Source organism: Nocardia sp. NPDC050799, assembly GCF_040654015.1.
Classification (GTDB): Bacteria; Actinomycetota; Actinomycetes; order Mycobacteriales; family Mycobacteriaceae; genus Nocardia.
Window position 1 is genome coordinate 1 of sequence record NZ_JBFAHF010000072.1, and the last position, 12,633, is coordinate 12,633.

A 12,633-nucleotide genomic window follows, 5' to 3' on the forward strand; every position below is an offset into this window, starting at 1 on the left:
GAAGCGCATGCGCGGCAGGTGCGAGTCTCGGCGGCTGAACGGCGGGACCGAGGGGGCCTCGACCCCGCGGCGCCGAAGGCGCCGCCGATAAACACGGAACTTCGGGGTGCCTGAGCTCGTTGTCCTCCTGTAGCGGTTCTGGCCGAAATTCGCGCGTCCGGTCGCGCGCCACGTATACAGGAGTGCTATGCACGGGCACGGGTTTGCGAATGGGATGAAAACGTTCGGGCTCATGGTCGGGCTCTCCGCGCTGATAGTCCTGGCGGGGGCAGCGTTCCGGAACACGACCATTCTGGTCGTCGCGGTTCTTCTCGCCGTGGCGATGAACGGTTACGCGTATTTCAACAGCGATAAGCTCGCGCTGAAGGCCATGCGGGCGCAGCCGGTGAGCGAGATCGAGGCGCCGGCCATCTACGGGATCGTCCGTGAGCTGGCGACCACCGCTCGGCAACCCATGCCCCGGCTGTACATAAGTCCCACGAATGCCCCGAACGCGTTCGCCACCGGGCGTAATCCGCGGCATGCGGCGGTCTGCTGTACCAGCGGCATTCTGCAAATTCTGGACGAGCGCGAATTACGGGCCGTGCTGGGTCATGAACTTTCCCATGTCTACAACCGGGATATCTTGATTTCTTCGGTTGCGGGGGCCATGGCCGCGGTGATTTCCGGGCTGGCGAATTTCGCGTATTTCGCGGCGGCGTTCGGCGGGAATCGGGGTGGTTCCGGGCCGAATATCTTCGGTGTACTGCTGGTTTCCCTGCTGGGCCCGATCGCCGCGGCATTGATCAAACTGGCGGTGTCGCGGTCGCGGGAGTACCAGGCCGACGAGTCGGGTGCCGAGTTGACCGGTGATCCGCTGGCGCTGGCGTCGGCGTTGCGCAAATTGGAGCTCGGGGTGCAGGCGGCGCCGTTGCCGCCCGAACCCCGGCTGACCGCGCAGTCGCATCTGATGATCGCCAATCCGTTCCGCGCCGGCGATCGGATGGCCCGGTTGTTCTCGACGCATCCGCCGATGGCGGATCGGATCGCGCGACTGGAGCAGATGGCCGGTCGCTGAGGGTTCGGCTACCGGTAGTTCACGAATTGCAGGGCGATCCCGAAATCGTCGCCTTTGAGCAGCGCGATAACGGCTTGCAGGTCGTCGCGTTTCTTGCTGGTGACGCGTAATTCCTCGCCCTGAATCTGCGCTTTGACGCCCTTGGGGCCTTCGTCGCGGATTTTCTTGGAGATCTTCTTGGCGTGCTCGGAGTCGATGCCCTGGACCAGGGTGCCGGTGATCTTGTAGGTCTTGCCGGAAGCGACCGGTTCGCCGGCATCGAAGGCCTTGAGCGAGATATCGCGGCGGATGAGCTTTTCCTTGAACACGTCGAGCGCGGCCTTCACCCGCTCCTCCGAATCCGCGGTGAGTACCACTTTGTCCTCGCCGGACCATTCGATTCCCGCGCCGGTGCCCCGGAAGTCGTAGCGGGTATTCAGTTCCTTCTCCGCTTGGTGCAGGGCGTTGTCGACCTCCTGCCGCTCGACCTTGCTGACGATGTCGAATGATGAATCGGCCACACTGCGCTCCTGTTCACTGTTGGATCACCCTGGGTGCTTACGCAAGCTACCTGGTCGATGCGGCGACACTGTGCGGCCATGGCGATCGAGGGCAGTCCCGGGCATCTGGCCAGCCGGTTTGCATTCGGGGTGCGGGTTCGTTGTATCCTGCTCAGCGCACTGGGAAAGTGATCGTAAAGATCGAGAGTGCGGTACGAGGCAGGTTGCCCGAGCGGCCAATGGGAGCAGACTGTAAATCTGTCGGTGAAAGCCTACGTAGGTTCGAATCCTACACCTGCCACCAGGAAGCCCCCCGCCGGTGAACACCGGCGGGGGTTTTCTTCGTCCGAGGTCGTCCGGGCCGCGGCGAGAGCCGGTCCGTTCGCCACAAAATAGGCTCTGACCACTCGGTTTGGTGCTCTCGGTGGTCAGTGTGTACTCTCGTTCAAGTCTTCGAGGCAACGGGTAGGACTTCGTCGGTTCCCGCTGCCGAGAGGTCGTGCCCCCTTAGCTCAGTCGGCAGAGCGTTTCCATGGTAAGGAAAAGGTCAACGGTTCGATTCCGTTAGGGGGCTCGCCGGATTGCCGGTGGTGTCCCGACTCGGCACTCCAAGCCGCGGCGTCGCCGTCGCAGATGGCGTATAAGGCGGTGTAGCTCAGGCGGTAGAGCAAACGACTCATAATCGTTGTGTCGCCGGTTCGAGTCCGGCCATCGCTACCCATACTGATTGACCCTCTGGTTGACCGGAAAGAAGGCATATCGTGGCCGCGAAGTCCACCGATGTCCGGCCAAAGATCACCTTGGCCTGCGAGCAGTGCAAGCATCGCAACTACATCACCAAGAAGAACCGGCGCAACGACCCGGACCGGCTGGAGCTGAAGAAGTTCTGCCCGAACTGTGGCACGCACCGGGCGCATCGCGAATCTCGCTGACCCTCGCCTGACGCCGCTGCGTAGCAGCGGGTCCCGAGCGTCCGTGCGCAGTTTCGGCGTGTCGGATGTTCACGGCACCACGGTGGTAGATTCTCGCCGGATCCCGGTCCGGCGACCGGGGTGCCGCGGACGTTCGTATTCCTACTCGACGGTGGGGTCCTGATCCTCGAACCACCGACACCGCGGTCGATCGCCGGCCGTGGTGATGATCAGGCGGCTGCTCGGCCCTTTCGGTCGCGCCGACTTCTATCTACGGGCCCGACGCCCAGCCGCCGTGCAGACTCCGTGCTGCGGGGTCAGATAGGTACAGTCCTCCCGTGACAATCAACACCGGTACAGACGAAGCGGTCGCGACGGATACGGATCTCGATCCCGCCGCCCATGCGGCCGCCATGGTCGGTCACCACTATCGTGTCGACGACTACTACGAGGTCGGCCGCGAGAAGGTGCGCGAATACGCGCGGGCCGTACAGGACGGCCACCCGGCGCACTGGGACGAAGATGTCGCCCTGGAGTTCGGCTACGACGGCCTGGTCGCCCCGCTCACCTTCATCTCCCTCGTCGGGATCCTGGCACAGCGCAAACTGTTCGAGACGGTCGTCACCGGCTACGACCTGAGCCAGATCATGCAGACCGACCAGATCCTGGAATTCCACCGCCCGATCGTGGTCGGCGACCAGTTGATCTGCGATGTGCACCTGCACTCCTTCCGGCAGGCGTTCGGCGGCGACATCATCGTCACCAAGAACATCGTCACCGACCAGCACAACGAACTCGTGCTCAGCACCTACACGACGCTGGTCGGCCGCAGCGGCGGCGATATCGATCCGAACCTCAACGAGGCCGTCCGCAAGGTGCTCATGCACGGGATGGACGCGGCGATTCCCGATCACACCCCGCGCACCCGGCACGTCGTTCCGGCGCCGGCTGTCGGCGAGGTGGTGCCGACCCGGTTCGCCCGGCCGTTCGACGAGGTGTCCGTCGGTGACGAACTGCCCGCCCGGATCGTCCAGCTGACCCGCGGTGACCTGGTGAACTACGCCGGTGTCTCCGGCGACGCGAACCCCATCCACTGGAGCGACGAGGTCGTCAAACTGGTGGATCTCGACACCTGCGTCGCACACGGCATGCTCTCCATGGGCCTGGGTGGCGGTTTCGTCACGTCCTGGCTGGGTGATCCCGGCGCGGTCGCGGAGTACAACGTCCGGTTCACCAGCCCGGTGTTCGTGAGCGCTACCGAACCGGCCGAGGTCGAGTTCACCGGCAAGGTCAAGTCCATGGACCCGGAAACGAGGACCGCCGTGATCGCCATCGTGGCGAAATCCGGCGGCCGTAAGATTTTCGGCCGGGCCACCGCGACGGTTCGGTTGTCCTGACCTGGTCGAGCGACCCTGATTGGCTTCTGCCGCCGACCGTGCCGTACACTCGGGTTTCTGGGGTCACCAGCCGATGCGCGCTGCTCTGCAAGGCTGGTTCCAGGCGGGGTTTCCGACCAGTGGCCGTACCGGCTGAGTAGGCTCGGACCGACCGGTTGTACCGGCCCGCCGATGGGGCCGGCACCTGCCGGAGCGGCGCGCGTGTTGTGTGACACCAGCGCCGACAACTGAATATCGCATGTGGCTGGACCACGACAGTCCGGTTCAGCCGAAGGGGCGTAGCTCAAATGGCAGAGCAGCGGTCTCCAAAACCGCAGGTTGCAGGTTCAAGTCCTGTCGCCCCTGCCCTGGATAACGGCGACGAAGAGAGGATCGACGTGACCGACGAGCGGGACACTCGCCGCGGCGGATATGGCGCCGACGACGGCGATGACACCGCCGCCGTGCAGCGGCCGAGCGGAAAGCGTTCCGCTCGCCGTAGCCGATCCGTCTCGTCCTCCGCGTCCGATACCGGTTCGCTCGCGACCTTGGATCGGCCCGCCCGCAAGGGCGAGTCGAAGTCCGGCCGCGGTGAACGCGAACGGTCACGCAATCCGTTCGTGCGTTTGTTCAAGTTCCTGCGTGAGGTGATCGCGGAACTGCGGAAGGTTATCTGGCCCAACCGGAAGCAGATGGTCACCTATACGACCGTTGTTCTGGTGTTCGTGATCTTCATGGTCGCGTTCATCAGCGGGTTGGATCTGGCGTTCATCAAGGGTGTCGACTGGTTGTTCGGTTAGCCAGGTGACACCGGCGCCGTGAACCGATCCGCGCCGCGGGCCGGACGCAAGTCCCACGCCGCGCCCGAACCCGGCACGCAGAGGATGCACGTGACGACACAGGAAGCGAGTGCCCAGTGAGCACCCCGGAGAACGACACCACCGACGAGTTCCCGGTCGACGATCAGACGGCCGAGGAGGCCGCCGTATCCGTCGAGGAGCCGGCGTCCGACGCCGAGCCCGAGGCTGCCGACGAGGCCGTACCCGCAACCGCCGACGCGGAGGAGCCGGACCCGGTCGAGCAGATGAAGGCCGTGCTGCGGCGCGCTCCCGGTGACTGGTATGTCATCCACTCCTACGCCGGTTACGAGAACAAGGTGAAGACCAATCTCGAGACCCGTGTGCAGAACCTGGACCTGGAGGATTACATCTTCCAGGTGGAGGTGCCCACCGAAGAGGTCACCGAGATCAAGAACGGCCAGCGCAAGAGCGTCAACCGCAAGGTGCTGCCGGGCTACATCCTGGTCCGGATGGATCTGAACGACGAGTCCTGGGGTGCGGTCCGCAATACGCCGGGCGTCACCGGGTTCGTGGGCGCGACCTCGCGCCCCTCGCCGCTGACCATCAACGAAGTGGTGAAATTCCTGGTTCCGGCCTCGCAGCAGAAGAAGGCGGCCACGCCGGCTGCCTCCGCGGCCGGTGCCGATACCGTCGGCGAGACCAAGGCCAAGCCCACCATCGAGGTCGATTTCGAGGTCGGCGAATCGGTGACGGTGATGGACGGTCCGTTCGCGACCCTGCCCGCCACCATCTCCGAGGTCAACGCCGAACAGCAGAAGCTCAAGGTGCTCGTCTCCATCTTCGGACGCGAGACCCCGGTCGAGCTGGAATTCACCAAGGTCGCCAAGATCTAGGCGGCGCCTGTGTTTTCCCGGGGCCGTGGCCCCGGGTCGGAGCTTGCAGAGAGCAAGGAACACCACACCCTAGGAAAGAAAGATGCCCCCCAAGAAGAAGAAGCTCGCCGGGATCATCAAGCTTCAGATCCAGGCCGGCGCCGCGAACCCGGCTCCGCCGGTGGGTCCGGCGCTCGGTCAGCACGGCGTCAACATCATGGAGTTCTGCAAGGCGTACAACGCCGCGACCGAGTCGCAGCGCGGCAACGTCATCCCGGTCGAGATCTCGGTGTACGAGGATCGGTCCTTCGACTTCAAGCTGAAGACCCCGCCGGCCGCGAAGCTGCTGCTGAAGGCCGCCGGTGTGCAGAAGGGTTCGCCCGAGCCGCATCGCAACAAGGTCGCCACGGTGACCATGGACCAGGTGCGCGAGATCGCGAAGACCAAGCAGGAAGATCTGAACGCCAACGATATCGATCAGGCGGCCAAGATCATCGCGGGCACCGCGCGCTCGATGGGCATCACCGTCGAAGGCTGAGGTGTGATCCCTTCGCCTTCGCTGCGGGCTCCGCGTTCGTATGCGACAGGTCGTTATAGGCGTAGCGAAGTCGTACTTCGCGATCCCGCTTTCGGTGGGAGGGCCGGCCAGGCCCGATAACCACAACTGAACCACGACAAGGACAGAGAAACATGGCAAAACGAAGCAAGGCGTACCTCGCCGCCGCCGAGAAGGTCGACCGCAGCAAGCTCTACTCGCCGCTGGCCGCGACGCGGCTGGCGAAGGAGACCTCCACCACCAAGACGGACGCGACCGTCGAGGTCGCCATCCGGCTCGGCGTCGATCCCCGTAAGGCCGACCAGATGGTTCGCGGCACCGTGAACCTGCCACACGGCACCGGTAAAACCGCCCGCGTCATCGTGTTCGCGGCCGGTGAGAAGGCGGCCGAGGCGGAAGCCGCGGGTGCCGACGCCGTGGGCGCCGAGGATCTGATCGAGCGGATCCAGGGCGGCTGGCTGGATTTCGATGCCGCGATCGCCACCCCCGACCAGATGGCCAAGGTCGGCCGTATCGCGCGTGTCCTGGGCCCGCGCGGTCTGATGCCGAACCCGAAGACCGGCACGGTCACCACCGATGTGACCAAAGCGGTCAACGACATCAAGGGCGGAAAGATCAACTTCCGGGTCGACAAGCAGGCCAACCTGCACATCGTCATCGGAAAGGCGTCGTTCGACGACAGCAAGCTGGTGGAGAACTACGGCGCCGCGCTGGACGAGATCCTGCGGGCCAAACCGTCGACCGCCAAGGGGCGCTACGTCAAGAAGGTGACGGTCTCGACGAACACCGGACCGGGCATCCCGGTGGACCCGAACCGCACCCGCAACCTCCTGGAAGAGGACGCGTAAGCGCTACCCGGAACAGAACCGCGAAACGGCGGGAGCGTCATCCGACGCTCCCGCCGTTTCGCGTATCGGAATGCTTTCGGATACGGCTGGTGGCGCCGGAGGACTATTTTCGTGCGGCCGGTGGTTGCCGCATCGCGTGACGGTGGTTTTGCTGATTTCCGGGAGTACGCGCGCCGGGTCGACCAATACGGCCGCGCTGCGCACAGTGCAGGCGGTGGCACCGGGCGGGCTCGAGGCGCGCTGGTACGGCGGACTGGCCGAATTGCCCGCCTTCGTCCCCGCGGCCCCCGAACCCGCCCCTCCCGCGGTGCTGCGGCTACGACAGCAATTGGCGGCCGCGGACGCGGTGCTGTTCTGCACCCCGGAGTACGCGGGCACACTGCCGGGCAGCTTGAAGAACCTGCTGGACTGGACCGTGGGTACGGGCGACCTCTATGGGAAGCCGGCCGCCTGGCTCACCGTCGCGGCGCCCGGGCGTGGTGACGGAGCCACGGCGACGCTGGCGAGTGTGCTCGGCTACGTCGGCGCCGACGTGGACGAGGGAGTCTGCGCTCGCCTGCCCCTGTCGCGCACGGATATCGGGGGCGACGGGCTTGTCGTCTCGGCGGAATTCCGGGCCGGTGCGGCCGAAGTGCTGCGCCGGCTCGGCACGCGCCGGCGGAGCTCTGATACCGACCGGCTCGGCGACGATATCCGCTGAAGACGGAACCCGGCCCCGCCCGGTCAATCCGCCTATCGCGACCGTTTTGCCAGATGAGGCAGTGTCCGGCTATGCTCGATCAGGTTGTCGACCTGTTCGGCACCACCAATCCGTTCTACCGAAGACCGTTGGTCGCCGATTTCGTATGGAATCGGTCGAAGGTCCGGCCAGAGTGCCGGCGGCCCACGCAGGGAGAGCCGAGGCTGGAGAATGCGCACGCGCAGCCGTGCCGATATTTTCTTTCGCGCCCCGGAACGCTCTGCGTCCGGGGCGCTTGTTCTTTTGCCGGCCCCTGATTCGGTAGGGCATATCCATACCGACATCAGAGAGGAGGCGAAGTATGGCGAAACCCGAAAAGGTTGCCGCGGTCGCGGAGATCGCCGAGCAGTTCAAGGGCTCGACGGCCGCAGTCGTCACGGAATACCGTGGCCTGTCCGTCGGTGCGCTCACCGAACTGCGTCGTGCGCTCGGTGCCGAAGCCACGTACTCCGTCGCCAAGAACACCCTGGTGAAGCGCGCTGCGGCCGAGGCCGGCGTGGAGGGTCTGGACGATCTGTTCGTCGGACCCACCGCGATTGCGTTCATCTCCGGTGAACCGGTCGACGCCGCCAAGGCGCTGAAGACCTTCGCGAAGGACCACAAGGCGCTCGTCATCAAGGGCGGCTACATGGACGGCGCTCCGCTGTCCGTGTCCGAGGTCGAGCGGATCGCCGATCTGGAGTCCCGCGAGGTCCTGCTGGCCAAGCTGGCCGGTGCCATGAAGGGCAACCTGGCCAAGGCCGCCGGTCTGTTCAACGCTCCCGCCTCGCAGGTGGCCCGCCTGGCCGCCGCGCTGCAGGAGAAGAAGCAGGCCGAAGGCGGAGACGCCGCCGCGGAGTAAGACCCGCGCCCCCATTCGCGGAACGGTCGACTCCGGCTCGCCCGCGCAGACATTCACTATCGAAAGGAAATATCAATGGCCAACGTTGATGAGCTGCTCGAAACCTTCGGCAACATGACCCTGCTGGAGCTCTCCGACTTCGTGAAGAAGTTCGAGGAGAAGTTCGAGGTCACCGCTGCTGCTCCGGTCGCCGTCGCCGCCGCCGGTGCCGCCCCGGCCGCCGCCGAGGCCGCCGAGGAGCAGGACGAGTTCGACGTCATCCTCGAGGGTGCCGGCGACAAGAAGATCCAGGTCATCAAGGTGGTCCGCGAGATCGTCTCCGGCCTGGGCCTGAAGGAGGCCAAGGACCTCGTCGAGGGCGCGCCGAAGCCGATCCTGGAGAAGGTCGCCAAGGAAGCCGCCGAGGCCGCCAAGGAGAAGCTGGAAGGCGCCGGCGCCAAGGTTTCGGTCAAGTAATACCGACCGGCTCTGCCGGAAACGGGCGGTTCCGCACAGGGACCGCCCGTTTTCTTCGTTTTCCGGCCAATTTTCTCGTGCGCTGGTTAACGGCGGTTCTGCGGTATCGAACGCGCCAACCATGGTTACTCTTCGGTCAGGTCGGGTGTGCTATGGGGGTGCCATGGGTTACAGTGACCGGACTCGCTGTGACGTGACGCACCGCTACCGGGTCGGTGGTGCAAAGCGGGTAGCTCGCTGAGAAATGTGGAGGTTGGCGTGGGCGTCGAGGTCAGGACCGAGAGTGTAACCAAGTCGTTCGGTTCACAGCGGATTTGGCAGGACGTTTCTATTACCCTGCCTGCCGGTGAGGTCAGCGCGCTGCTGGGCCCGTCGGGTACCGGTAAGTCCGTATTCCTGAAGTCGCTGATCGGCCTGCTCCGGCCCGAGCGCGGCTCCATCTTCATCGGTGGTACCGATATCACCACCTGTTCCAACAAGGAGCTCTACGAGATCCGGAAGCTCTTCGGCGTGCTGTTCCAGGACGGCGCGCTGTTCGGCTCGATGAACCTTTTCGACAATGTCGCGTTCCCGCTGCGCGAGCACACGAAGAAATCCGAGTCCGAGATCCGCAAGATCGTCATGGAGAAGCTCGAGCTCACCGGTCTGCTCGGCGCCGAGGGTAAACTGCCCGGCGAGATCTCCGGCGGTATGCGCAAACGAGCCGGGCTGGCCCGGGCGCTGGTGCTCGACCCGCAGATCATCCTGGTCGACGAGCCCGACTCCGGTCTGGACCCGGTGCGTACCTCGTATCTGAGCCAGCTGCTCATCGATATCAACGCCCAGATCGACGCCACGATCCTCATCGTGACCCACAACATCAACCTCGCCCGTACCGTGCCGGACAACATCGGCATGCTGTTCCGCCGGCAGCTGGTCATGTTCGGCCCGCGCGAGGTGCTGCTCACCAGCGAGGAGCCGGTGGTCAAACAGTTCCTCAACGGTCGCATGATCGGCCCCATCGGTATGTCCGAGGAAAAGGACGAGGCCCAGATGGCGCGCGAGCAGGCGATGGTGGACGCCGGCCATCACCACGGTGGTGCCGAAGAGGTCGACGGCATCATCCCGCAGATGAAGGCCCAGCCGGGGATGCCGGTGCGCCAGGCGGTGGAGCGCCGCAAGAACCGGGTACGTGAGATCATGCACACCCTGCCGCACGCCGCGCAGGTGGCCATCCGGGAGTCGCTCGATCAGAACGACGAGACGATGGTCATGTCCTACAACTCGGGCCGGCGCGCCGGTGACCGCGGTAACGATTTCCCCGGGTCGGATTTCGACACCGCGCAGTACCCCAAGGTGTAAGAAAAGCTTGTTTCCGAAAGCAGCGCGTCGGGTTCGTACCCGGCGCGCTGTTTCGTGTCCGGTGTGCGGGTTCCGGAGCTGTTCCGGCCGCCGTATTCGGCCGGAGCAGGGCAGATGCGGCGGGGCGTTACTGATCTTGTAGTGCGGTCGGCGATCCGCAGGAGGCCAGGTCGGCACGGGCACTTGACGAGTTTCGCCGGACCAGTCACGCTATTGGAGGCGGCTTCGGCCGCCGTCGGTAGTGGACAACCGCCAGCGCCGAATTCGTTGTCGGAGGCTCTGCCCGTGGACCGGAACGCAGCCAGCGGAACCGGCCCGGCGCGTCAGCCACGCAACGCTTCGTCGGGGTGGTACTTTGACACCTCCGTATAGGTAGGTGTAGGTTTGGACGTTGCGCTGGCTGCCTCCTGTCCATTCCTTGATCGCACTACGAAAGTCCCACCCTTCCGGTGTTGCTTCCGTTGTTTGCTGTTCGAGTCTCGTTCGGGTTGTGACCAGCGAGAATCCCAAAATGTAGCAGACAAGCGACGGTCGCGGACCACCACGCGACGCGCGTGAGGTGCTGGAAGGACGCATCTTGGCAGTCTCCACCCAGACAAGCGCCAATACGAAGCTGGGAGTTTCCGGGGGTATTCCCGGGGCTCCATTGCGGGTGTCTTTCGCGAAGATCCGGGAGCCGCTGGAGGTGCCCGGACTTCTCGATCTACAAACGGAATCTTTCGCCTGGTTGGTCGGCACGCCGGATTGGCGTGAGCGCGCTGCCGCTCGCGGTGACGGCGGGCTGGTCGGCGGGCTCGAGGAGGTGCTCGAGGAGCTCTCGCCGATCGAGGACTTCTCCGGCTCCATGTCCCTGTCCTTCTCCGATCCTCGGTTCGAAGAGGTCAAGGCCTCGATCGACGAGTGCAAAGACAAGGACATGACCTACGCGGCGCCGTTGTTCGTCACCGCGGAGTTCATCAACAACAACACCGGTGAGATCAAGAGCCAGACGGTCTTCATGGGTGATTTCCCGATGATGACCAACAAGGGCACCTTCATCATCAACGGCACCGAGCGTGTCGTGGTCTCCCAGCTGGTGCGTTCACCGGGCGTCTATTTCGATCACTCCGTCGACAAGAGCACCGAGAAGGACCTGCACAGCGTGCGGGTCATCCCGAGCCGTGGCGCGTGGCTGGAATTCGATGTCGACAAGCGTGACACCGTCGGGGTGCGGATCGACCGCAAGCGGCGTCAGCCGGTGACCGTGCTGCTCAAGGCTCTCGGCTGGACCAGCGAGGAGATCACCGAGCGTTTCGGGTTCTCCGAGATCATGATGTCCACCCTGGAAAAGGACAACACGGCCGGCCAGGACGAGGCGCTGCTCGATATCTACCGCAAGCTACGCCCGGGCGAGCCGCCCACCAAGGAGTCCGCGCAGACCCTGCTGGAGAACCTGTTCTTCAAGGAGAAGCGTTACGACCTCGCGCGTGTCGGTCGCTACAAGATCAACAAGAAGCTCGGCCTGCACCCGGGTGAGGCCATCGACGGGTCCGTGCTGACCCGCGAGGACATCGTCTCGACCATCGAGTACCTGGTGCGCCTGCACGCCGGCGACCGGACGATGACCGCCCCCGGCGGTGTCGAGGTCCCGGTCGGTGTGGACGATATCGACCACTTCGGCAACAGGCGTCTCCGTACCGTGGGCGAGCTCATCCAGAACCAGATCCGGGTCGGCCTGTCCCGGATGGAGCGCGTGGTCCGCGAGCGGATGACCACCCAGGACGTCGAGGCCATCACGCCGCAGACCCTGATCAACATCCGCCCCGTCGTGGCCGCGATCAAGGAGTTCTTCGGAACCTCCCAGCTCTCGCAGTTCATGGACCAGAACAACCCGCTCTCGGGTCTGACCCACAAGCGCCGCCTCTCGGCGCTGGGCCCCGGCGGTCTGTCCCGTGAGCGCGCGGGCCTCGAGGTCCGCGACGTGCACCCCTCGCACTACGGCCGCATGTGTCCGATCGAGACTCCGGAAGGCCCGAACATCGGCCTGATCGGTTCGCTGTCGGTGTACGCGCGGGTCAATCCGTTCGGTTTCATCGAGACGCCGTACCGCAAGGTGGAGAACGGCCGCGTCACCGACGAGGTCAAGTATCTGACGGCCGATGAAGAGGACCGGCACGTCCGGGCCCAGGCCAACTCCGCGGTCGACGCCGACGGCAATTTCGTCGAGGACCGGGTGCTGTGCCGCCGCGGCAACGAGGAAATGGAATTCGTCGACGCCACCGAGGTCGATTACATGGATGTGTCGCCTCGGCAGATGGTGTCGGTGGCGACGGCGATGATTCCGTTCCTGGAGCATGATGACGCCAACCGTGCCTTGA

General features: G+C 64.8%; 12 protein-coding genes, 4 tRNA genes and 1 pseudogene. 16 read left to right on the forward strand and 1 reads right to left on the reverse strand.

What is annotated here, in order from left to right; genetic code table 11:
• Positions 1–187 precede the first annotated feature (187 nt).
• A complete protein-coding gene (gene htpX, locus AB0H42_RS34905) occupies positions 188–1,057 on the forward strand; it encodes a zinc metalloprotease HtpX (protein WP_357063975.1) in 870 nt (289 codons plus the stop codon).
• A gap of 8 nt (positions 1,058–1,065) precedes the next feature.
• On the opposite strand, the gene AB0H42_RS34910 is transcribed toward htpX, so the two are convergent.
• Entirely contained in the window at positions 1,066–1,557 is a 492-nt protein-coding gene (locus AB0H42_RS34910; protein ID WP_357063978.1) for a YajQ family cyclic di-GMP-binding protein, read from the reverse strand.
• Between the two features lie 197 nt (positions 1,558–1,754).
• On the opposite strand from AB0H42_RS34910, the gene AB0H42_RS34915 reads away from it, so the two are divergent.
• From AB0H42_RS34915 to AB0H42_RS34985, 15 genes and pseudogenes are all read left to right on the forward strand, one after another.
• Positions 1,755–1,840 (forward strand) — tRNA-Tyr (locus AB0H42_RS34915).
• Between the two features lie 197 nt (positions 1,841–2,037).
• Positions 2,038–2,110 (forward strand) — tRNA-Thr (locus AB0H42_RS34920).
• Positions 2,111–2,180: 70 nt separating this feature from the next.
• Positions 2,181–2,253: transfer RNA gene (locus AB0H42_RS34925), tRNA-Met, on the forward strand.
• Positions 2,254–2,297: 44 nt separating this feature from the next.
• Positions 2,298–2,468, forward strand: coding sequence for a 50S ribosomal protein L33 (gene rpmG, locus AB0H42_RS34930; RefSeq protein ID WP_011211653.1), 171 nt, complete (start codon positions 2,298–2,300; stop codon positions 2,466–2,468).
• Between the two features lie 323 nt (positions 2,469–2,791).
• Entirely contained in the window at positions 2,792–3,844 is a 1,053-nt protein-coding gene (locus AB0H42_RS34935; RefSeq protein WP_357063994.1) for a fused (3R)-hydroxyacyl-ACP dehydratase subunits HadA/HadB, read from the forward strand.
• A gap of 272 nt (positions 3,845–4,116) precedes the next feature.
• Positions 4,117–4,189 (forward strand) — tRNA-Trp (locus AB0H42_RS34940).
• Between the two features lie 32 nt (positions 4,190–4,221).
• Positions 4,222–4,623, forward strand: a complete 402-nt coding sequence (secE, locus tag AB0H42_RS34945; RefSeq protein ID WP_357063981.1) for a preprotein translocase subunit SecE — start codon at positions 4,222–4,224, stop codon at positions 4,621–4,623.
• A 116-nt stretch (positions 4,624–4,739) separates the two neighbouring features.
• A complete protein-coding gene (nusG, locus tag AB0H42_RS34950) occupies positions 4,740–5,516 on the forward strand; it encodes a transcription termination/antitermination protein NusG (RefSeq protein ID WP_357063984.1) in 777 nt (258 codons plus the stop codon).
• 82 nt (positions 5,517–5,598) lie between these two features.
• Positions 5,599–6,033 (forward strand): 50S ribosomal protein L11, encoded by a 435-nt coding sequence (gene rplK, locus AB0H42_RS34955; protein WP_030525641.1) that lies wholly within the window; start codon positions 5,599–5,601, stop codon positions 6,031–6,033.
• 152 nt (positions 6,034–6,185) lie between these two features.
• A complete protein-coding gene (rplA, locus tag AB0H42_RS34960; protein WP_030525642.1) occupies positions 6,186–6,899 on the forward strand; it encodes a 50S ribosomal protein L1 in 714 nt (237 codons plus the stop codon).
• Between the two features lie 142 nt (positions 6,900–7,041).
• On the forward strand, positions 7,042–7,599 hold the full coding sequence (locus tag AB0H42_RS34965) for an NAD(P)H-dependent oxidoreductase (protein WP_357063986.1): 558 nt from the start codon (positions 7,042–7,044) through the stop codon (positions 7,597–7,599).
• A 340-nt stretch (positions 7,600–7,939) separates the two neighbouring features.
• The gene (rplJ, locus tag AB0H42_RS34970; RefSeq protein WP_357063988.1) at positions 7,940–8,479 is read left to right on the forward strand and encodes a 50S ribosomal protein L10; all 540 of its coding nucleotides are present in this window, start codon (positions 7,940–7,942) and stop codon (positions 8,477–8,479) included.
• Between the two features lie 75 nt (positions 8,480–8,554).
• Positions 8,555–8,935: a 50S ribosomal protein L7/L12 gene (gene rplL, locus AB0H42_RS34975; RefSeq protein WP_030525645.1), complete on the forward strand. Its 381-nt coding sequence runs from the start codon at positions 8,555–8,557 to the stop codon at positions 8,933–8,935.
• 258 nt (positions 8,936–9,193) lie between these two features.
• A complete protein-coding gene (locus AB0H42_RS34980) occupies positions 9,194–10,276 on the forward strand; it encodes an ABC transporter ATP-binding protein (protein WP_357063991.1) in 1,083 nt (360 codons plus the stop codon).
• A 559-nt stretch (positions 10,277–10,835) separates the two neighbouring features.
• Positions 10,836–12,633, forward strand: a pseudogene (locus tag AB0H42_RS34985) (DNA-directed RNA polymerase subunit beta); the annotation flags it as partial.

Bases quoted from the DNA above. Each gene is read 5' to 3' on its own strand.
- htpX (WP_357063975.1), top strand. From the start codon at position 188: ATGCACGGGCACGGGTTTGCGAATGGGATGAAAACGTTCGGGCTCATG.
- rplK (WP_030525641.1), top strand. From the start codon at position 5,599: ATGCCCCCCAAGAAGAAGAAGCTCGCCGGGATCATCAAGCTTCAGATC.
- rplA (WP_030525642.1), top strand. From the start codon at position 6,186: ATGGCAAAACGAAGCAAGGCGTACCTCGCCGCCGCCGAGAAGGTCGAC.
- rplJ (WP_357063988.1), top strand. From the start codon at position 7,940: ATGGCGAAACCCGAAAAGGTTGCCGCGGTCGCGGAGATCGCCGAGCAG.
- rplL (WP_030525645.1), top strand. From the start codon at position 8,555: ATGGCCAACGTTGATGAGCTGCTCGAAACCTTCGGCAACATGACCCTG.